This is a genomic window from Streptacidiphilus sp. EB103A, from assembly GCF_041261405.1.
Classification (GTDB): Bacteria; Actinomycetota; Actinomycetes; order Streptomycetales; family Streptomycetaceae; genus Streptacidiphilus.
Genome location: NZ_JBGCAQ010000019.1, coordinates 163,967 through 183,184 on the forward strand (window position 1 = coordinate 163,967; position 19,218 = coordinate 183,184).

19 protein-coding genes are annotated in these 19,218 nt (G+C 68.6%); 9 read left to right on the forward strand and 10 right to left on the reverse strand.

The features are described from left to right. Positions 1-704 precede the first annotated feature (704 nt). Complete coding sequence (locus tag ABH941_RS29390; RefSeq protein ID WP_370132593.1) at positions 705-1,532, reverse strand: NAD(P)-dependent oxidoreductase; 828 nt, start codon at positions 1,530-1,532, stop codon at positions 705-707. A 563-nt stretch (positions 1,533-2,095) separates the two neighbouring features. After that, positions 2,096-2,302 carry a hypothetical protein gene (locus ABH941_RS29395; protein WP_370132594.1) on the reverse strand — a complete coding sequence of 69 codons (207 nt, stop codon included), beginning with the start codon at positions 2,300-2,302 and terminating at the stop codon, positions 2,096-2,098. 305 nt (positions 2,303-2,607) lie between these two features. On the opposite strand from ABH941_RS29395, the gene ABH941_RS29400 reads away from it, so the two are divergent. From ABH941_RS29400 to ABH941_RS29425, 6 genes are all read left to right on the forward strand, one after another. After that, complete coding sequence (locus tag ABH941_RS29400; RefSeq protein ID WP_370132595.1) at positions 2,608-2,922, forward strand: hypothetical protein; 315 nt, start codon at positions 2,608-2,610, stop codon at positions 2,920-2,922. A 268-nt stretch (positions 2,923-3,190) separates the two neighbouring features. Beyond that, the gene (locus ABH941_RS29405; protein ID WP_370132596.1) at positions 3,191-4,177 is read left to right on the forward strand and encodes a hypothetical protein; all 987 of its coding nucleotides are present in this window, start codon (positions 3,191-3,193) and stop codon (positions 4,175-4,177) included. Positions 4,178-4,413: 236 nt separating this feature from the next. Then, a complete protein-coding gene (locus ABH941_RS29410; RefSeq protein ID WP_370132597.1) occupies positions 4,414-4,698 on the forward strand; it encodes a PadR family transcriptional regulator in 285 nt (94 codons plus the stop codon). A gap of 159 nt (positions 4,699-4,857) precedes the next feature. Beyond that, positions 4,858-5,652: a GNAT family N-acetyltransferase gene (locus tag ABH941_RS29415; RefSeq protein ID WP_370132598.1), complete on the forward strand. Its 795-nt coding sequence runs from the start codon at positions 4,858-4,860 to the stop codon at positions 5,650-5,652. A gap of 293 nt (positions 5,653-5,945) precedes the next feature. Then, positions 5,946-6,623 carry a DUF402 domain-containing protein gene (locus tag ABH941_RS29420; protein ID WP_370132599.1) on the forward strand — a complete coding sequence of 226 codons (678 nt, stop codon included), beginning with the start codon at positions 5,946-5,948 and terminating at the stop codon, positions 6,621-6,623. Positions 6,624-6,783: 160 nt separating this feature from the next. After that, positions 6,784-7,125 carry a WhiB family transcriptional regulator gene (locus tag ABH941_RS29425; RefSeq protein ID WP_370132653.1) on the forward strand — a complete coding sequence of 114 codons (342 nt, stop codon included), beginning with the start codon at positions 6,784-6,786 and terminating at the stop codon, positions 7,123-7,125. A gap of 143 nt (positions 7,126-7,268) precedes the next feature. Here ABH941_RS29425 and ABH941_RS29430 read toward each other — a convergent pair whose 3' ends face one another. Continuing rightward, positions 7,269-8,540 (reverse strand): hypothetical protein, encoded by a 1,272-nt coding sequence (locus ABH941_RS29430; RefSeq protein WP_370132600.1) that lies wholly within the window; start codon positions 8,538-8,540, stop codon positions 7,269-7,271. A gap of 1,130 nt (positions 8,541-9,670) precedes the next feature. On the opposite strand from ABH941_RS29430, the gene ABH941_RS29435 reads away from it, so the two are divergent. Together ABH941_RS29435 and ABH941_RS29440 are read left to right on the forward strand one after the other, a co-directional pair. After that, positions 9,671-10,768 carry a hypothetical protein gene (locus ABH941_RS29435; RefSeq protein ID WP_370132601.1) on the forward strand — a complete coding sequence of 366 codons (1,098 nt, stop codon included), beginning with the start codon at positions 9,671-9,673 and terminating at the stop codon, positions 10,766-10,768. A gap of 26 nt (positions 10,769-10,794) precedes the next feature. Next, the gene (locus tag ABH941_RS29440; protein WP_370132602.1) at positions 10,795-11,457 is read left to right on the forward strand and encodes a helix-turn-helix domain-containing protein; all 663 of its coding nucleotides are present in this window, start codon (positions 10,795-10,797) and stop codon (positions 11,455-11,457) included. Positions 11,458-11,606: 149 nt separating this feature from the next. On the opposite strand, the gene ABH941_RS29445 is transcribed toward ABH941_RS29440, so the two are convergent. The 6 genes from ABH941_RS29445 to ABH941_RS29470 all read right to left on the reverse strand — a co-directional run bounded on the left by ABH941_RS29445 (position 11,607) and on the right by ABH941_RS29470 (position 17,163). Beyond that, on the reverse strand, positions 11,607-12,239 hold the full coding sequence (locus tag ABH941_RS29445) for an HAD-IA family hydrolase (protein ID WP_370132603.1): 633 nt from the start codon (positions 12,237-12,239) through the stop codon (positions 11,607-11,609). A gap of 182 nt (positions 12,240-12,421) precedes the next feature. Further along, positions 12,422-13,405: a phosphotransferase family protein gene (locus tag ABH941_RS29450; protein WP_370132604.1), complete on the reverse strand. Its 984-nt coding sequence runs from the start codon at positions 13,403-13,405 to the stop codon at positions 12,422-12,424. Beyond that, positions 13,365-14,690, reverse strand: a complete 1,326-nt coding sequence (locus ABH941_RS29455) for an MFS transporter (RefSeq protein WP_370132605.1) — start codon at positions 14,688-14,690, stop codon at positions 13,365-13,367. Before ABH941_RS29455 ends, ABH941_RS29450 begins: the two co-directional genes overlap by 41 nt. Positions 14,691-14,817: 127 nt before the next feature. Then, the gene (locus tag ABH941_RS29460; RefSeq protein ID WP_370132606.1) at positions 14,818-15,603 is read right to left on the reverse strand and encodes a DUF6292 family protein; all 786 of its coding nucleotides are present in this window, start codon (positions 15,601-15,603) and stop codon (positions 14,818-14,820) included. A 122-nt stretch (positions 15,604-15,725) separates the two neighbouring features. After that, a complete protein-coding gene (locus ABH941_RS29465; RefSeq protein ID WP_370132607.1) occupies positions 15,726-16,601 on the reverse strand; it encodes a hypothetical protein in 876 nt (291 codons plus the stop codon). A gap of 193 nt (positions 16,602-16,794) precedes the next feature. Then, positions 16,795-17,163 (reverse strand): hypothetical protein, encoded by a 369-nt coding sequence (locus ABH941_RS29470; RefSeq protein WP_370132608.1) that lies wholly within the window; start codon positions 17,161-17,163, stop codon positions 16,795-16,797. Positions 17,164-17,325: 162 nt separating this feature from the next. On the opposite strand from ABH941_RS29470, the gene ABH941_RS29475 reads away from it, so the two are divergent. Continuing rightward, positions 17,326-18,186, forward strand: coding sequence for a hypothetical protein (locus tag ABH941_RS29475; RefSeq protein ID WP_370132609.1), 861 nt, complete (start codon positions 17,326-17,328; stop codon positions 18,184-18,186). A gap of 151 nt (positions 18,187-18,337) precedes the next feature. On the opposite strand, the gene hisG is transcribed toward ABH941_RS29475, so the two are convergent. Beyond that, the gene (gene hisG, locus ABH941_RS29480) at positions 18,338-19,198 is read right to left on the reverse strand and encodes an ATP phosphoribosyltransferase (protein WP_370132610.1); all 861 of its coding nucleotides are present in this window, start codon (positions 19,196-19,198) and stop codon (positions 18,338-18,340) included. Between the last annotated feature and the right edge of the window lie 20 nt (positions 19,199-19,218).

Below are 19,218 nucleotides of genomic sequence, written 5' to 3' on the forward strand. Positions count from 1 at the left end.
TCGACAGCACGACGTGCCACCGACATGATCTCCTGCAAGGTCATCCCGCCAGTAGCACAGCACAGGCCCGGAGAGCGCCCCCGGGAGGCCGCTCCGGGCCAGAGCGGCGAGGGCGACATCACGGTCGGGGGCGGCGTCGCCGAGCCGCACGGTGTCCACGTCCTGGCCCGTCTCGCCCAAGTGGCGCAGGGCCGCTGCTCGGCCCGTCGCGCACTGAACAGCGAAATCGAACGTGGACACCTTGGAAGGGGCCCAGGTTGTGGCACCGGTGACGCCGGACGCCCCGGGCGGTGGTCTCCTGCAGCACTGCCATGCCCACGACCGTGTGGCCGGCCTCGTGGAAGGCGTGCGAAGCTGGGCAACTGTCGACAACCTGGTGGGGGTCACTGCGCGTGTGATCGCGATGTTTTTCAGCTCCACGAACTTCATGGCGCTCCCGAGGTGATGGGGGCTGGACGACAGGTCGGTCGGCCTCGGTGGCCGGTTCCGGTGGGCGGGGATGATCGCTGTCGCGTTCGCCGGGGCTGAGCTCCTTGGGGACGGCGCCAGAGAGTGCCACCTCAAGCCGGTGCTATGTGAACCCCGGTACCGCGTGGGCTTGCGGGTGGCCCGCCGCAGGAGCTTCGGCGCCATGGTCCTGCCGCAGCGAAGCAGGAGCAGCCTCGGTGACGTCCGAGTGGGTGAACGCCGCCTCGAGGAGGAGTTCAAGCACCGATGGCGAGGAACTGGTGGGCACCGCGCAGCGTGGTGTGAATCTTCTGCTGGGTGGCGCGGCTGTCGAGGCGAACGTCGAGTGCCCCTGGAATGACGCTTGCGGCCCGAAGTCCCGCGGGCAGCCGGCTGACGTCGAGGCCGTCGCGTCGGGCGATGAGGACGCCGAGTTCGTAGCGGCTCACGGCATCGGCTCCTGCCAGATGGTGAATGCCGCTCGCGTCACAGGATGCGAGTTCCAGCAGGCCCGCGGCCAGGTCGGAGACGTGGACCGGGCAGCGGATGTCGTCGGTGAACAGGACGCCGCCCCGGTTGCCGGTTGCCAGGTCGTGCACTGCGCGCACGTGCACGGATCGCCGGCCGCCGATGATCAGGGATGTGCGGGCGATGACAGCGCCCGTGTGCACGAGGCGGACTCCTGTCTCCGCCGCGGCCTTCGCCGCGCCGTATGGCGTGAGGGGGTCGGGAGGGCAGGTTTCGTCGTAGTGGACGCGGGATCCGGAGAACACGGCGTCGGTGGAAACATGGATCAGACGGCTGCCGACGCGTGCTGCGGCCATCGCAAGGCGCACGGGGCCCTCGGCAGTGATCGCCCAGTCGGACTGACTGCTCGCTGCGTTGACGATCACGCTCGGTTGAACCTGCGCCACGACCGCTTCGATGCGACCGGGGTCTCGCAGGTCCATGGCGTGCCAGGCGACCTTTGGAGTGCTGCCGGGCCTGGTGGCGAAGGTCGCTGCCGTCGGATGCCCCGCGTCCGCCGCCTGCCGGACCAATTCGGTGCCCAGGAAACCGCTGCCACCGATGATCAGAAGCGTCATGACGAGACACGATAGGGGAAGGGCCCCACTAGCAGCCTCGGGTGCACCCCGTCATCCAGGTCCCGATCTGCGTCAAGGATCCACTGGTGGTACTCGTGGGCGCGCTGGGAGCCGTGGTTCAGCGCCTTGGGACTGTGCCCGGGGCAGCAGTAGTCGCGGCATTTGCCCTGAGCGGTCATCATCTTTGCTACGGGGACTCCTGGAGTGTTGGGTCGGCGCCGAGGGCGGACATAGCCGCGCATTCATCTATTAATCTATAGTGAATGGTGGGACCTGGCAAGGCTGTATCGGCCGCCTGCCCGTTCCGTCCGGCAGCCGCAGGTTCGCCAGCCGCGGCAGGGGAGGGATGAAGGCCTCGCTGCACGGGGTCGTCGGTTGAACCCCGCGCCCTACCAGGGAGGTTGGGCACCGCTGGTGAAGAAGTCTCCACCCGGGTTCGGCCGGTGAATCTCACCCAGCTTCTCCAGGCGCAGAACGCATACGGCCAGGCGCAGCGGGTCGGCGTCCCGACTCTCCCGGGCTGCCCGCTCCCATGCGGCCCTTGGGGCCGCGGCCGGCTGGGGTCAGCGTGCCGACCAGGTGGGGCAGTCGGGCTGATGAGTGGCCATGTGGATGACTGTGATGCCCTGCAGTACTCGCTGGCGGGTGACCGGGCAGCAGGTGGGGTCCAGTACGACGGCGAGATTGGAGGCGGGCTGCTCGGACGTCTCATCGGCCGCAAGGGTGGTGGCCTGCGCCGTCTCCGCTGTTCCGTCCTTGACGTCGAGCACGCGGGCTGTGGGGCGGGACGTTGCGCGCCGTCGGCTCCTCATAATGACCAGCATGCCCCACCGCCGATCGGTGCCTGGCATCGCGGCCGTCGTGTCTGCGGAATCGCTGCCGCGTCGCGCGATGGAGCGCCGGTGCTCGGCCGCGGTCGGGGCGGTCGGTGTTCAGCGGTCGTCGGTTGCTCCTGATGTGGCGAAGTCTCAGGTGTCGATGCTTGCCCCTGAGTTGAAAATAGTGTAGATTAATACATGTCGGGATGGGGTTGACCCATCCCCCGCGATCCCCGCACATCTGCCTTGGAGGCTCCTTGCCCAACATGCTCCCGTACTTCGAGTCGTTCGGTGATTGTGCCCCGCTGGAGTACGCGCCGGTGGACGTCATCCGGGCGCTGGCGGCGATTGCCTCCGCCTTGGCGGCCGACGACCTGGAGGCCGCGTCCAGCCTGGAGGGGCGGATGCACGCAGGAGTGTTGGGAGCTGTTGCCGAGGACCACCCCGACGCCAGGGTGCTGGCGGCCCTGGCCAGGACCTCCGTGCACCTGTTCGAGGCGTTCCGCGATGCTCGGGCCAACCGGTCCTCCTGCGAGGGTGCCTGGGATCTCCCGTCCCTCGAAGACTGCTGACCGGCCCGTCCCACGCGTTCGCGTGCGCGAAGCGGACTGAGCGAACGGCGGCCCGCGCCGCCGTGACCCTGCTTCCGGCGGCGGCTCCGGGGCCAGGAGCCGCGAACAGTCCGCAGCCCTCCACCGCGACGGCCCGCTATCTCCCACACCCACTTCACGGGCGCACCGTCCGCCGCCGCTGACGGCACTCTCCCGCCCTTTGCATCCGGACCCTGGAGGTTCATTGTCGATCACCGCTCTTACCCCTTCTGCCGCCCGCTCCCGCGCCATGGACCTTTCCCTGCTGGGGGCCGCGCCAAGATGGACCGGTGTCTCCGGTGCCGTCGGCGCGGTGAGCGCATCGGATCGCGCCCGGCAGAGTACTCGCGAACGCGGTCAGGACTGGACGGCGCGGGAGTCGGCCGAGCGCACCCGGGCCTGGTCTCGGCAACTGATGGACTCCTTGGACTCGGCCGTGCTGATGGCGGCGTCCAGGGGAGGGTGGGAAGGGATGCTGACGGCCGCGTTCCGGCCGGGGCTGCGCCGGATGTCGTGGAGCAACCGGATGATGATCCTGCTGCAGTGCCCCCGTGCCTCCTGGGTGCTCGGTTACCAGGACTGGCAGAAGCTGGGACGTCAGGTTGCCTACCGCCAGAGCGGGCTCGGTGTTCTGGCCCCGTGGGTCCCCGGCCAGGAGGCCGGTACCGCCACCGGGCAGTGCGAGGCGCCGGGCGTGCCGCGCGGCTACTCCCTGGCGTGGGTGTTCGACGCTGGCCAGACGATCCCGGCCCCGGATGCGGGGCCAGCTGAAACGGCCGCCTATCGCGCCCGGATCCGTCCCTCCCGCCCGTCAATGAACACCCAGGCGGCCTGGGAACTGCTGACCACCCACCTGTCGGCCCGGGAGAGTGTGTCTGAACTGCGCTCAGCCGACACCACCTCTGAGATCGGCACCCGAATCCGCAGCAGCCGACTGCTTGACGCTCCGGTGGAGGCGGAGGCGGTTCGAGGGCTGGCTCGCCGCGCAGCAGACATCGCCCTGGGCGACCGGCTCGAAGACGGACACGGTGAGCTCCCAGGCGTGAGGGAGTGCGAGGTGCAGTCCGTGGTGAACCTGATCTGCGCCGAGTACGGGATCGCCGCACCGATTCGGTCGATGCCCGCTGCGTACGGACCCCGGACGGTTGCCGTCGAGCGCCTCAAGGCCACCGCGCAGCGGATCGACGACGCTGCCCAGACCGTCCTGGCAGCCGGGGCGATCGATACCCAGCCCTAGCCAACTCTGAAGCCCGGCACGGATGGCGGCGGCGACACGCCGGCTCGCGCGGCGATGTCGCTGACTGAGAGACGGGGCCGCGGTGACCACCGCTCCCTGTCCGCGGTCGCCGAGGGCAGAGAGGCACCGAGAGCGCCACGACGCGTTGCCGCGAACGCGCCCGGACGGGGACTCTGCTCACCCGGGGCTTACCGATCAGGCTCGGGTCCGCCGCTGGCATGTTGTAGCGTCACCTCATGGGAGAGCCGCGGTTGACGGGACTCACGGTGCGAGTGCTGGCCATCCTCGCCGGTGCTTCCGGTCCTTGCTACGGGCGGGAGTTGGCGCACGCTGCAGGGATTGCAACGGGAACCCTGTACCCGATGCTCGCACGACTGATTGAGGCTGGGTGGATCGAGGCCCGATGGGAGAACCCCGCTGAGGCGGAGGGAACGGGCCGTCCCAGGCGTCACTACTACGGACTCACGACCGAAGGCGCCGCGATCGCCGGCTGCGGCGCGCAGAACCCGCGCGGAGAGTAGGAACCAACACCCGCAGTGACGCGGCACCGTCCAACCCCTATCACCGGTCTCCCGACAGGGCCACCTTCCCGTACCGCGCATCTGACTCCCATCACGACCTGTCCGGCGCGGAGGGGCCGTGCGGGTCGCACCGCCGGGTCGAGGTGCCACTATGAGTGGATGGATTCCGTCGACGCTGCCCTGGCGCTGGTCTGGCCAGTCGTGCTGCGCACTGAGCGAACTGTTATGCGCCCCGTGGAGGCAGGAGACGCAACCCTAGTGCGCCAACTTCTCACCGACGTCCGGGTTCGGAGATACCTCGGCGGCCCGGCCACGGAGGATCGGGTGACTGCGCGGCAGCGGGAGTACCCGGAGAAGGCCGGCGCATGGGCTGTCGCCCCCAGCGCCGGCGGGGACGCCTTTGGGCTGGTCACGATCTCCGCCGACGCCCGGTGCCCGGGGCGGGCCGAGGTCTCCTACCAACTGAGTCCATCGTCCTGGGGCCAGGGTCTGGCCACGGAAGCCGTGGGCGCAGCCGCGACATGGTGGAGCGTTGCCGTGCCCGATGCCCCATTGGTTGCTGTGACCCGCGAGTCCAACCGCGCTTCGCGACTTCTCCTTGAGACGCTGGGGATGGTGCTCGTCGAGTCCCTCGTCGAATACGACGAACCCCAGTGCGTCTACACCCCCGCGGGCTCCGAGGTATCCGACCTGCCCTGGTTGCGGTTGGCGGCGTCGCGTGCAGCCGAATCCGAACACCGATGGGGCGCTGAGACTCGGGCCACTGTCCGGGGCCGGGAGTTGCCGCATAATCTGTCCGCGCTGGACTTCGAAGCGCTCGCCCATCTCTGCCGCGCTCGCCACGGTGCTCACGGCCGGATCTGCGCGCAGAGCGCTGGCCATCTCCCGGACCTCCACCTCGGCCGGGTCCGCGATGGCTCATGGATCGCCTGGCGCGGCAATGCCGCGGACTGACCGCGGCATGGTTGCGCGAGGCGGGCCGATCCCCTTGGCCCTATGAGCGGGTCACTCTGAAGCGGGCGCCGCCCGGAGTCCTGTCGCGCCCGGCCGGCCACGGGCCGGGCCGACGCAGCAGCGACCCCAAGCGCGGCATATTGTCAGACCATTGAGCTTCGGACTCCCGTCCGTCGGACCGGCTGCGAGGATGGAGGACCACCCGCCCACCGGGACGACCCGAGCAGCGAGAGGCACATGAGCCCGATGACCGACAGCAATGCTCGCCACGCCCCCGAACAGGCAGTCCACCGATGACCGATCGTGGAGCCGAACGCTTCCAACCCGGGCAGACAGTAGTGCGACGCGACGTGTTCCATGGCCGCGTCTGGAGCGCCCACGCCCTGCACGTCGTCGAGGATACCGACCAGGCCCTGGTCACCGTCAGCCGACCCGGCGCTGAAGCCCTCGCGTCCACCACCTACCTGGAGTCTCGCCGCACGGGCGACGACACGGTACGCAAGCAGGCCATCCCGAGCCTTGCCGCCGGCACATGGATGCTGGAGCGATGGCAGTGGGAGTCCACGGTGCTGCTGATGTGGAAGCCGCCCGACGCCTGGTACTCGATCAACGCCTTCTTCGAGCCAGGACCCGAGCAGCACGACCTTCTGCGGTGGTACGTCAACTTCGAGCGCCCAATGCTCCGTCGGGCCGTCGGCTTCGATACCTTCGATCTCCTACTGGACCTTGTGATCGCCCCGGATCTGTCGCGATGGGAATGGAAGGACAGCGACGAGTACGAGCAAGGACGCAGACTGGGCATCATCGGACCCGAGGACCACCAACATGTCGAGGCTGCCCGCGACCAGGTCATCGACCTGATCGAGCACCGGTCCGGCCCGTTTGCCCCGTCGAGCGGCTGGGCGACGTGGAGATCCGACCCGACAGTGCCGCTCCCGAAACTGCCCGACCTCATCGAGATCCACCCCTGACGCCCGGTCGGTCGTGGCCTGACCTGCCCGAAGGGCATCGGGTACAACGCCGCGGGGAGCGTCACCCGATCGTGCGGCCCACCGCGCCCGCTGTCAGACGGGTGTCGTAGCCTCACCTCTCAGAGGTGACGCAGGCGGGGGAGAGGACGACGACGTGGTGATGTCTGAAACAGCCGACGACTGGTGCAAGGACGCCAGTTGCCGGACAGGCGACCCGGAAGAGCTGTTCGGCGAGGGATCGGTCCAGAACCGGGCAAAGGCCCGATGCGCCGGCTGTCCAGTGTCAACAGAATGCCTAGCCCACGCGCTGGACGGCCGTGTCGAATTTGGCGTGTGGGGCGGCATGACGGAGAGAGAGCGCAGGGCATTGCTGCGTAGAAGGCCAACGGTGACGTCGTGGCGTCGCTTGCTGGAGGCGGCGAGGGCCGAACACGACCAGAGCCTCGACCGCAGGGGGCCGCTGAAGGCCGCGAGAGGCCACGACTTGTCACGTGCGAGCTGAACACCACAGACCGCCGCGTTCACCCAGGACGGTATTCGTGGAAGATCACCATCCGGCACCCCGAAGCGCAGGGGACCGGATGGTTGGCCTGACCCGGGCCTACGGGGTGGTGACCGCGGTCAGCCCCGCCGCGGCCCCTCACCTCATGCGTGGGCCGCCCGCCTCTTCCATCGTTTGGCAGTAGTGGAATGAATACCGAGCCTCGCCGACAACTCGTCAACTGATGCGTCCGCGGCGGCATTCAACAGTGCCGACGCCCGGCCCGCCTTGACCTGTATACCGTACGTGTTGAGTCGGGCACTGAGTGCTGTGGCGGACTGGTGGCGAGTGTGGTTGCTTGAACTGGGGAAGAGCCAGCGCGACGGTACACGCTGCTGATCCTCTTCGCTGGTCGTATCCGTGGCCGTCAGTCGGGTCACCAGAAGCGTCAAAGGCTGCGGCATCAGGACCGGTACCTCTCCCAGGACGATGTAGCCCTCAGCCCCTCGAGAGCGAAGGCGATCTCGCGAGAGGGAGGAAATCCGACTGACGTGCTGCCCGTAGAACAGGACGAGCACGCCGGCAACCCGCACATCGAGAGGGAGCTCCTCGTCGCGAAGGCACCGCTGCAGCGCTCCCCAGTGAGCTCGGGCACCCATGCCGACCGGCGAGGGCTTCTCGCGGTGCGGCACGACCAGCTGCCGCGCACGACCGTGGTCCGCAGCCCAGACCAGGAAGTCGCGCGCGTTGTGACGGGTACTGGGGCCTTCACCGACCCACTGGTCGAGCTGCTCCTGGGTGAGCTGACTCAAGGCGATGCCCTGGCGCCGTGTCGAGGTCAGCAGTTGGGCCGCCGCGTTCATGCGGGCCATGGCCCACCCGACGACGTACTCCGTGGCAGGGCGCTCGCGACCGCGCAGTCGGGGCAGCACGGACTGGTAGCCATAGGCATGGAGGTGGTCGGCGAGGCCCGGATGTTCGGCGATCAACCGCGCGATGCGCCGATCGACCACGGCGAGATGCTGGTCCAGAGGCGGGAGGACCCGGACGTCGGCCAAGAGATCGCGAAGATTGCCGACAACCTGTTCGAGGCCAGCGCTGCGGCAGACCGCATCGAGCATCTCGTGGCTGAGCGGGGCACCGGCGGAAGCCAACTCGGACAGCAGCCGGGCGGCACCCGACTGCCTCAGCCACGACTTCACTGTCCGCGGCGTCGGATGCTGCAGGAGGCGGTCTTGCAGCGGACGCAGTTGCTCCCGGACGGGAGGGGGCAGGACCTCGAAGAATTCGGCGACCCTGTCCCCGAGGTCACACCGTCCGCACAGGCCGCCGCCAGAGATGGCGACCGATGTGGAGCAACGAATACAAGGACGGTCGTCCTCCGCGCCGGCGCACCGGCCGCAGATCGGTTCCCTGCCGTTGCGGCCGGTCAACACGCGGGTGACCCCGCATGCTGAACACGCTGCTGGGCTCCGTCGGGCCCGGTTGTAGCAGCTGATGCATACCGGCCCGACCGGCCAGCGTGCCTGGGCCTTGGCGTGCTTGCCGCACAGAGAACACGGCACGGAACGGTGCGGCCTGCATGCGGCGCACCGGGACTTGCCGTCACCGCGTGAGCGCTGGCAGACACGGACCTGATGGCAGTCCGCGCAGGCCGTCTTCGGACTCCTGCGTCGCAGGTGCCGGGCGTAACAGGCCGAGCATAGGCCTTGCGATGGCAGCGGCTGGTCACGCCGGCACTGCCGACAGGTTCCAACGGATGCGGCATATGCGAGTACACCCGCACATCCGCCGCACACACGCCCGCCCTCGACAGCCTTGACCAACGGCCGGACGCCCCCGCATCGACTGCAGAGGGGAATCTGGACGCGATCGGCCCCGGAGTCGGCGAGGGCCTGAATGAGCCGTTGGACCGGCGGGGGTGCCAAGGAACTTCCGCTGACCAGCGCGTCCCCGTGCTGGGCCAGGTGATCGTGCACCGTCCGGAGGGATCTCCCGTAGATCGCCGAGATGATCTCCTCGATCCGGGCACGCTTCAGCGCGGGCAGCACTGCGGATATCTGTTGGACGACTTCGGCCCGCATGAGAGAGACCTCGGTGGCCGCAGTTCGCACGGTCCGTCCGGACGTCGCGTTCGTGGTGTGCACAATCCCCCTTGTCCGCTGTCGGCTTCACCAGCTGAGGCTGCTGGTGATCCGGCACTGTCCGGGACGTCCGCGGCTCGCCGACCGCTTCGCAGCCGTCGAGCCGCGGGCCCCACACCTCATCGCCCCTCCTACATGATCCCCATGATGCCGCAGGCCTCTGACACTGCCGGCTGAGATGTCATCCGCGGACCGCAACGACCCGCCGCCCCCGGAAGGCGATGGCGGCCGGCGAGGTGAGGACGTGTGAGGCGAGGCCAGCCGGGTTGAAGGCGCGGCCGACGCCGTTGAAGGTTCCAGGGCCTCGCTTCCGCTCGTCTCCGCAGAGGAGCGGAGCGGCATCCGGTCGCTCGAACCGTCTCTGTGGCAGTCGGAGGGTGGCGTTTCGGGCGAAGCTATATTCTGATGCGTAACGCATCAATATGGAGCTCGATCTTCGCGGCAGAAGCGGAATGCCCAGACCGGAGGACTTGATGACCAGTGCCCAGCCCACGGCCGACTCGCAGCCAAGGAAGCACGTCGGCCACGGGAGCGCCGATGCGACACACGTTCCCATAATCATTCCGAAGCGTAGGCGAACTGCGGATCCTGCTGAGGACGAAGCAGGCCACAGGGCTGGCGGCCGGCGGCGGATTCCGCTGCACCGCGGTCCTCGCTGGTCCTGTCGCGCGGGACGGCGAAGCGAGGGAAGTGATCGGACCGCGACGATCTACCGTATCCAGGCGCTGCTGAGACGCTTCGACGAGTTCGACGTGAGCCAGGGGCAGCTGACCGGCCTGCTGGGGTTGGCCTTCGGCGAGATCCTCCTGCTGGACCTCCTCGCCCATTCTCTCGGACCGGTCGGCGCAGAGCTGCTCGCCGAGCGGCCTCGCCGCGATGACGCTTCCTTCGACCCCCTGCTCGCACCCTGTCCGTCGGTCAGAGACCTTGATGCGTGGCTCGTTGTGCCAACGCGCTCGCTGATCGCCGCCGAGTGCAAACACTGGACCGCATCGTCGATCGACGCACGCAAGAGCGTGCCAACGGACCCCGATGCACTGGGCATCTATGCACGCACCCAATGGGAGGCCCTGACCGCCCCCGACTGCTGGCAGCAGTGGACGGGGACGACGAAGGTCGCACTGCCCCTTCGAGCCCCTACGGGATTCACGGCAGAGGACGTTGACGCAGCCCGCCGCATCTTGATCGTTTGGCGTCCCGTCTCCGCGGACGGCGTCTCACCTCTCTCCCGACACACCACCACGACGCTCCGGAACGGTGTGTGGGTCGACGTCATCGTGGAGGTCTTCTCAGCCTCCCTGTACCTGCGCCAGCTCCAGGCCCGGGGCGTGACCGAAATACCCGCCGCCTTCAGGCAGATGGCGGCACTCCTGGAGGCGATGGACGCTCTGGTCGGTCCCCGCCGGCCCCGATCACGGGCGAGCCTTCGATATCCGACCGAACCGCCGCTCCCGAACCGCGCAATCGTCGAAGCCCGGTCGGCTCCGGCGAGCGCGTCGGGAAGGCCCGACACGCAGTGATGCTTCCTACCCCGAGGAGTGCGCCCATGCTTCCTACGCTCACGTTGACCAGCCCGGTGCAGGACAGCGACGAGGAGACCCTCACGCGGAACCAGGCGGCGCGCCTGCTGGGGCTGTCCCCGAACACGGTCTCCAAGCTGCTCGCCAGCCGCTTCCTGCCGGACCTTCAAATCTGGAAGGTCCTCGCCTTGTCCCGCCATCCGCAGGTCACTGTCGCCTGCGGCGTGCTACCGGTGTTGCGGACGGGGCCTGCGGCGCACGTGACCAGGGCGGAAGACGAGGCCCCGGTACTGCAGGGCGACGGCGTCGGCCTGAACGATGAACAGTTCCTGGACGCCAACCGCATGTGGTGGCGCTGCGATCCGGAAGCAGTCACCGAGGCCGGGTTGCTGCCGGTTGCCGTGGCCGGATTCGTGACGGGCGTCCTGGCGATCCGAGGAATCGAGGAATCCCGTCGCTTCGCCCCGGGGGAGGTGCGCCACGCCTTCACCGCCACGGTTGCCGGCCGGGTCGGTGTGCTGCACGATCCGGCAACCTATCGGGTCCTCGGCTCGGATTCCCAGACAGCCCAGCTGACCGCTCAGCTTCTCGGTAGTCGCGTGACGGCTGCCGTCTCCGGCGGCCCGATCGCCTACCTTGTCGCAGAAGTGAACCGGGAGCCGATCTACGGTCCTCCTTCTGGCCACTGACGTCCGCTGCCACCAACCGTGCAGGCGTGCGCCGAGCACGGCCAACTTCGTCCAGCTACTCCACGAGAAGGTCCCCCACATGCCCCGAGAGCCGGGAGAGGTTCGGCACTTGGTCAAGGACAGCTCAGCACTGCGGGTCCTCGGCGCGACTACGGATCGACCCGAGTGGCCAGGGGGATGCCCAGCAGCGATTCGACCTCGGCGATGGTCGACCGTGGGTTGCCGCCAGCCAGGACGGTAGCGATTCCGAGCTGCTCGGCCGGCACGAGATTGCGTTTGGTGTCGTCAACGAAGACGCACTGGTCCGCCGGGAGCTCCATCAGGTCCAGCATGATCGGGTACAGCTTGGCGTCGGGCTTGCGCATCCTGTAGTCCTCCGAGACCAGCACCGGACCGTACTGGTCCAGCCCGTACCCCTGGTAGATGTCGAAGGGCTCGCGTCCGAGCGAATTGGAGAAGATGCCCACGCGTATGCCGGCTGCTTTCGCCGCCATGGCAGCACTGATCATCCCCGGCTCGGGATGCAGATCCTCCAGCACCCGCTCGAGAAGGTCCGTGCCGTCGATTCCAAGAAGTTCACCGGTCTGCCGGTTCCACTCGGCCTGGCTGATCGCCCCGCGCTCGAGGTCTGCGTACAGGGCTGCACCCTGCGGGTTCTGCGAGATGACGGCCAGGAAGGAGCCCGGCGCCAAGCCAGACCGGGCGTCGAAGGCATACGCGCAGTCCGGCACGGCGGAGGTCAGGACGCCGCCGAAGTCGAGGATCAAGCCGCGGCGGATCATACGGGACTCCCCGCGTCGTCAACGGCACAGCGGCATCGGTCACTCATCGCAACTCCCCGGGAGGCGAGGGGACAACCGCAGGAAGACGGGCAGCAGGGCAGGTGAGGTTGGAGCCGCCGAGCGCTCGCGGGGCATACAACGACCGTCGTGGTCCCCGAACGGGGCATCTCGCACAGGGGGAGTCACAGTGGCACCGGCCCCTCCGCGCTCAATGCGTCCAGAACACGGGGCGTCAGCACGCACACCTGCTGGGCGAGTTCGGCGTCGATCTCCGGCGCCCACTGCAGGACCCAACGGAAGTATCGGGCGGTATGGAAGAGCAGGTGACGGGCATCGATCGGTCCGCCAGAGCCCAGCAGCTGTCGTTCCTCGCGGTAGCCGGCAAGGGCGACAGCGGCGTCCCGCCCGCCGATCAGGCAGTCCTGTACATAGAGGTTCGTCAGGTCCTCGTAGCCACAGCCCAGACCGCACCCCTCGAAGTCGACCACTGCGGGCGGCAGCCCCGGGGCGATGAGGAGGTTCCGGCTGGAGAGATCGCCGTCGACGAAGCAAACGTCACAGCGGGTCAGCTGCTCTACCTCGAGGCCGACGAGTACTGCAGACAGCTGAGCCCGCTGCGGATGCGGGTCCCGGTCAATAGCACGGATGTTGCGGCGGAAGGGCTCCAGCCCGGCCAGGGCCGTCGTCGGCATGGCGTGCAGGCGCGCAGCGACCTGGCCGAGCATCCGGGTCTCGGCCGCATCCTGCACATGGCCGGGGGCAGAGCCCTCCAAGGCTGTACTGACGACCCAGGCGAGAGCACCTTCGATGCACTCGGACCCCAGCACCTGGGGAATCCGAAGCCCGCCGGCATGCCCAGCGGCGGACAGGCCCGCGATCTCGCGCCGCGCACGTTCAGCAGGCCGGTGAGTGTAGATCTTCAGAACTGAGTCCCTGGCGAGGAAGACCACGGACCGGCCACCGTAGCCGACGATGGCGCCAGCGTCGAAGACTACGGCCAGCGCCGACTCGGCGGCCTGCCGCGTACGGTCGATATCGTCGGCCAGCCGGGCCAGGACCGGGTGCTGGTTTCCTCCACCGGTGGCCGTGCCAGATTCCCTCATGCCCCGTTCCTCACGGTTGCTTCTACCTTCGTGCCGTTTCCAGCAATTCGTCCTCGACTGCAACGGCGATGGGTGCCAGAGACAGGCCACGGACCTCGGGGAGCAAGAGGGGCACGACCATGGCCGCGCCGATCAGCAGCGCACCCGAGCCCAGTGTCGTCCGTACCCCGATCGCCGAGGCAAGCGGCCCCGCCGCAAGGTAGCCGATGGGGACGGGCAGGACCTGACCCAACGTCGAGTAGGACATGGTCCGACTCAGCCGCTCTGCCGGGACGCGTGACTGGACGAGACTGGCCCACATGGTCATGCTGACCGCCAGCCCTGCGCCGGCCAGCGCCATGGCAAGCGCCAGCACCGCGAGCGGCATGCTGAGTGCCATGGAGGCCAGGGGGAGCGACATGGAGCCGATTCCCACGCAGACCGCCAACCCGATCAGACGGGGTTTCCACAACAGCGCGATCGCCGCGCCGGCCATCAATCCTGCCGTGAATCCGGAGACCACGATGCCCCACGGCCCGGCACCTCCGAGGTACCTCTGTCCATACACGGGCCCGAGCAGTTGGAAGCCGACCAGCCACACCGGGACCATCACCGCGGACTGCACCACCATCACCCACAGCCAGCGGCGGGACCGGAAGTCCATCCAGCCCTCCCGCAGATCGGCCACGAAGCCGCCTCGGACTTTCGCCCTCGCGTCCCCCATGTCGATCCTGGCGCACAGGATCGCGGCGACGCCGAACGTGATCGAATCCCATCCGATCACCCAGCTCGACCCGAACGCCGCCACCAGCATTCCGCCCAGGGCCGGCCCGCCGACCTTCACGAGGTTCTGCCCGATCTTCAGCAGCGCGTTCGCGGCATGGCGCATCTGCGCGGGGACGACCTGGACGACGACGCCGGACGCGGCGGGCCCGAAGAAGGCGCTGGCGCCGCCGCAGACCGCGGACATGGCGACCAGATGCCACACCTGTGCCTCCCCGCACCACAACAACACCGCCGCCACGGCCTCCGCTGCACCGGACGCGACGTTCGACCAGACCATCACCCGGGCGCGCGACCAGCGGTCGGCAACCACTCCTCCGACCAGCAACAGCAGGATCTGAGGAGCCACGCCGGCGGCGAGCACCAGGCCCAGTCCGTCGGCGCCTCCGCCGAGGTGAAGCACAGCGAAGGCCAGGCCGATCGAGCTGACGGCCGATCCGGTCCACGAGAGCACCCGGGCAGCGAAGTGGAGCCGGTACGGGGGGATCGTCAGCGGAGCCCCGGCCTCCCGCAACCGAGCTGCCCAACCTGCCCGTTGCGCAGGTGACACGGTCGTGCTCTTACGACGCAGTGGCCCAAGACTCATGATCCAACTCCCTCCGGGCCGGTCGTCCGCACCCGCTCCCGGGATACGGCTTCGACCCTAGGACCACGGGGAGGGCCGTGTGTCCCCGACGCGCCTTCCGGGTCGCTCGGACGTTTGCGCGGTGAGGTCAGGGCTGTGGGCGGTGGTGGGCAGCTGCTTGGCGGGCGAGGCGGTGCTCGAGCCCGTTGCCGGGGTGCCTGATGCGGGCATGCAGGTCGTAGGTGAGGGCGTGCAGGCCGGGAGCTGTGACGGGGGAGTTCTGCGCGCAGGCCAGTTGCAGGTACGCCTTCAAAGCGGTTACCTCGGAGGCTCGCAGGGCGATTTGCAGGACGGGGTCGGGGCCGTCGGTGAGCAGGGCGGTGAAGGCCTTGCCCTGGTAGGTGTCGAGGAGGTCCTGCTGGAACAGGTCCGGCCAGGGGGTCCCGTCGTCGCAGGGCTCGGGGTAGGGCGACAAGCGCTGTTCGAGATCCCGTAGGTCTTCGGCGGTGTTGTCGTTGCGGTAGTACGGCCGTTCAAGGCTGCCGTGTTCCTGCAGGCCGAGCTGCGCGGCCTGCAGGAACGAGGCGACCTTGCCCGGGGCGGGGACGATGCCTGCGCCGAGCCAGCGGGCTCCGGGCAGGAGGTCATCGCTGTCGAGGTCTTCGACGTGGAACAGGGCCCAGCCGGAGGTGGACGTCCACAGCAACCCGCAGGCACCGGCAGGGACAAGGAGACGCTGGAACGGCTCGGAGAACTCGATCACGGCCTCGAAGGCGTGGTCGATGTCGTCGTCGCTGGGTTCCGCGATCACGTCGACGACCGGGATCTCTAGGTCCAGGAGTCTGCGGGCTACCGCACGGGCGTAGTGGCCCAGCCGCTCCTCCAACCGTTCGACGACTTCCTCGTTCCAGGCCGACTGCCGCCCCAGCGCCATGACCGCTCCTTGCTGTGCCCGTTGAAAGGTCCATCGTGACGTGTCCAGTCCCCGCGGCGCTGCCGAAGGCGGAGTCGGGTCCGCGGGCGACCGCCGTGCAGGGCTTCGCGCAGGGGTTCAGGTCAGCTCTGCTGCCATTCGCCGGTGGCGCTGGGGTGGATCACGTGGAGACCGGAGCGCGCGCACAGTGCGGCCAGATCAGCGCGGGGAGGGGTAGGAGTGAGGAGGGCGAGGTGCGGAGTGGGGGTGAAGAAGCGGGCCTGGTCGAAAATGCTGCCGCGCGCGCCCAGGATATGGGTGCGGGCAGTGCTGCCGGTCGCGGTGATGAGGTGGTTGGTGGTGTGGTCGAAGAGGTCGACGGCAATCTGGTCGAGAGTGTCCGCGGGTCGGATCCGGTAGCGGCGGACGTCGTGGCCCAGGCCGCGGAGGTGGTCGCGGTATTCGGTGAGCAGGTGCTGAGCGGCGGCTTCGATGGGGATGGGGTCGTTGCGCCGATGTCCCGGCGGCGGGCGGAAGCGGTCGAACAAGTCGGTTTCCTCCACCTGGGTCTGCTCGGGCACGGGTGCGGCGGGCAGCAGGCCCACAGGGTCACCGTCGACGGGCAGGAGACGGAAGACGAGGGTCTCCACGGTCGGGTGGTGGGGGTGGGCGTGGTCCTGGGCGTCGACGCTGAGCCAAGGGATTGCCGCATCCAGGGTGTACGCGCCGAGGTAGCGCACCAGGCCCTGGTCCGGGCGGAACAGCCGCAGAGTGCGCCCCTCGACTGCGTGACGCGCCAGGGCGGCATTGCCCCCGATCAGGCGGTGGTCGACTCCGGGGGCACCCTCGCCGGTGAAGTGGACGTGACGGCCGGTGAAGCCGTCGAGGGTGCCCCCGGTGAAGAGCATCACGTTGGGCGTAGTGGCGCTGGGGCTGATCCGTGAGCGGAGTCGGCCGCCTACCTGGCGGTGGAGATCGGATCGGGCGATGGTCTGGCCAACGGTGAGCGGGAACGTCAAGCGGGACCTCCTGGGATTGGTGAATGCGGTGAAGTGCCGCTGCTCGCGGGCTCGGTGCGGGACTCTGGCGGGTATCGCAGGTTCGCTGCCGTGGCGATTCTGAGCGCGGGCGGGCGCGGCGGGCCGGTGCAAAGCGTCCGGTTGCCGGCGCACAGCGATCTGCGTCCGAATAGGTGCCCACTGCCCCGGGATGTCAGGAGCGGCTGTTGGTGCGGGCGCTGTGGAGGGCGTGGAGTTCTCGCAGGTGGTGGACAGCGGTCTCGGTAGCGGACTGAACCGCGTCCTGGAGCCACTGGCGGGGGCCGTAGGAGACGAAGTCGTAGGGATCGAAGGGACTGCTCGTGCAATCAGCCAGTACGACGGAGCCGTTGCAGGCGAGTACCTCGCTCCGGGCCTGGACCTGGGTGTCGGTGCCAGGACAGTCCGCCAATCGGAGGCGGATGCGGAAGCCGTTGTGCTCGACGAGGGCGCGGCCGTGGTGGTCGAAAGCGATGCCGTAGTCGGTGGTGCCGATCTGGTGAATGGTGGATTCCCCCGACGCTTGGAGTGGAATGAGTTCCAACTGATAGGCATAGTCTATATCCGAAGGGGCTAAATATGCAAGTAGAGGGAAATGGGGTGCTGCCTGCGCCCACCCGCCCGGTGTCCTGGAGCAGCGCGAAGGTCCGACCCGGTCGCCGCGGGTGAGTTGACGTCAGGGGGGTTGGCCGCGAGAGCATCGAGCATGAATTCTTCTGTTTCCCCGACCTCCTCGGTCGACTTGCGCGAGGTCGCTATCGCCGATGTCGTCGGCCGTGTGGAGAGGGCGCTCGGAGTGCGCCTGGACGGAGACGCCGTGGTCTTGAAGCGTCGCTCGGTCGGCGCGCCGTCGGATCGCGGGACATGGGTGAGGATCGAGCGTCGGCCGTGTGAGCGCGTCGGTACCCAGGGCTGGGGAATCGAGTGCGCCGCGGGGTTGCAGGGGGTGGCGATGCCGGCCTGGTACGCGGGGTTGGCCTGGCGCGAGCGGGACGGGGACGCGATGTGGCGGGCTGACGAGATCGGACTGCTTCCCGCAGCACCCTTGCGGAAGGGCGGGCCGTTGGTCGCGGACCCCCTGCTGACCGACTCGTGGTGGGAGACGATGAACCAGTCGCTGGACGCCCTGGCCGGCACGGGTACATCGCGGATCGCCACCCCTGACACCGTCGAGGCCACCCAGGACCACGTGCTGGAGGTGCTGGGAAGCGCCTTCCATATCGACTTCGACGCCAATATCAGCGAGTGGACCGCAGCACACGCGGACCTGAACTGGGCTAACGTCACCGGCCCAGCGGAATGCTTCCTCTTCGATTGGGAGGATTGGGGACTGGCTCCGCGAGGCCTAGACAGCGCCACGCTGTGGTGCTCGGCGCTCGCGGTCCCCGCCCTGGCTGACCGCGTACTGAAGGAGCGTGAGGGGGACCTGACGTCCCGCGGGGGCATGATCATTCGGCTATTCGCCTTGGCGAAGATCCTGGCCCAGCCAGACGAGAGCGACCCCCTACTCGCACCCGCGCTGCGGGCAGCCGGGCTCCTACTGGAGTCGGTTCGCCGAGGAGCCTGACGCTTCTGCTTCCGCCGCGCGAATCAAAACTGAAGCGCTGATCAGGTTCCGGCGATGAGCAGAGAGGCCTTCGCGCTGAGAGGTGGGAACACCGGAAGGCCACCAGGTCCTGGCGGCCTTCCGGGGCGGGCACAGAGACGGTGGCGCTTGGTCAGATTCGGCAAGCGTGGATGCGTGTGACCAGGATGGCGCGGGCGCCGACGGTCTCCAGTTCGTCCATGATGCCCTGGGCGTTGTCGGCGGGGACCATGGCGCGCACTGCCGCCCAGCCCTTCTTGTGCAGCGGGGAGACGGTCGGGGACTCCAGGCCGGGGGTCAGTGCCACGGCCGCATCCACGTCCTCCACCCGGATGTCGTAGTCCATCAGAACGTAGCTGCGTGCCACCAGTACGCTGCGCAGGCGGCGCAGGAAGCGGTGGGCGGCGTCCTCCTTGGCGTCGGTGCTGCTGGCGGCGGCGGGGCGGATGACGATGCCCTCGGATTCCATGATGGGTTCGCCGATGATTCCCAGGCCGAGGTGGGCCAGGGTGTTGCCGGTCTCCACGACGTCGGCGATGACCTGGGCAACGCCGAGCTTCAGTGAGGTCTCAACCGCGCCGTCCAGGCGCACGATCGTCCCGGCCTGCACGCCCTGCTCGGCCAGGTGCTTGGCGACCACGCCGGGGTAGGAGGTGGCGATGATCATCCCGCCCATGTCCTGGACGGAGACGGCGGTGCCGGGGGTGCCGGCGAAGTGGAAGGTCGAGCGGGCGAAGCCCAGCTGCAGCACCTCCTGGGCTGCGGCGGCGGAGTCGAGCAGCAGGTCGCGTCCGGTGATGCCGACGTCGAGCTGGCCGGAGCCGACGTAGACGGCGATGTCGCGCGGGCGCAGGTAGAAGAACTCGACGTCGTTCTCCTCGTCGACGATGACAAGTTCCTTGGAGTCCGTGCGCTGGCGGTATCCGGCCTCATGGAGCATCGCGCCCGCCGGTCCGGAGAGGGAACCCTTGTTCGGGAGGGCAATACGCAGCATGAGGATCCTCTGTGATCTCG

Bases quoted from the DNA above. Each gene is read 5' to 3' on its own strand.
- ABH941_RS29390 (WP_370132593.1), bottom strand. From the start codon at position 1,532: ATGACGCTTCTGATCATCGGTGGCAGCGGTTTCCTGGGCACCGAATTG.
- ABH941_RS29405 (WP_370132596.1), top strand. From the start codon at position 3,191: ATGGACCTTTCCCTGCTGGGGGCCGCGCCAAGATGGACCGGTGTCTCC.
- ABH941_RS29410 (WP_370132597.1), top strand. From the start codon at position 4,414: ATGGGAGAGCCGCGGTTGACGGGACTCACGGTGCGAGTGCTGGCCATC.
- ABH941_RS29415 (WP_370132598.1), top strand. From the start codon at position 4,858: ATGGATTCCGTCGACGCTGCCCTGGCGCTGGTCTGGCCAGTCGTGCTG.
- ABH941_RS29420 (WP_370132599.1), top strand. From the start codon at position 5,946: ATGACCGATCGTGGAGCCGAACGCTTCCAACCCGGGCAGACAGTAGTG.
- ABH941_RS29425 (WP_370132653.1), top strand. From the start codon at position 6,784: ATGTCTGAAACAGCCGACGACTGGTGCAAGGACGCCAGTTGCCGGACA.
- ABH941_RS29435 (WP_370132601.1), top strand. From the start codon at position 9,671: ATGGAGCTCGATCTTCGCGGCAGAAGCGGAATGCCCAGACCGGAGGAC.
- ABH941_RS29440 (WP_370132602.1), top strand. From the start codon at position 10,795: ATGCTTCCTACGCTCACGTTGACCAGCCCGGTGCAGGACAGCGACGAG.
- ABH941_RS29445 (WP_370132603.1), bottom strand. From the start codon at position 12,239: ATGATCCGCCGCGGCTTGATCCTCGACTTCGGCGGCGTCCTGACCTCC.
- ABH941_RS29455 (WP_370132605.1), bottom strand. From the start codon at position 14,690: ATGAGTCTTGGGCCACTGCGTCGTAAGAGCACGACCGTGTCACCTGCG.
- ABH941_RS29460 (WP_370132606.1), bottom strand. From the start codon at position 15,603: ATGGCGCTGGGGCGGCAGTCGGCCTGGAACGAGGAAGTCGTCGAACGG.
- ABH941_RS29475 (WP_370132609.1), top strand. From the start codon at position 17,326: ATGAATTCTTCTGTTTCCCCGACCTCCTCGGTCGACTTGCGCGAGGTC.
- hisG (WP_370132610.1), bottom strand. From the start codon at position 19,198: ATGCTGCGTATTGCCCTCCCGAACAAGGGTTCCCTCTCCGGACCGGCG.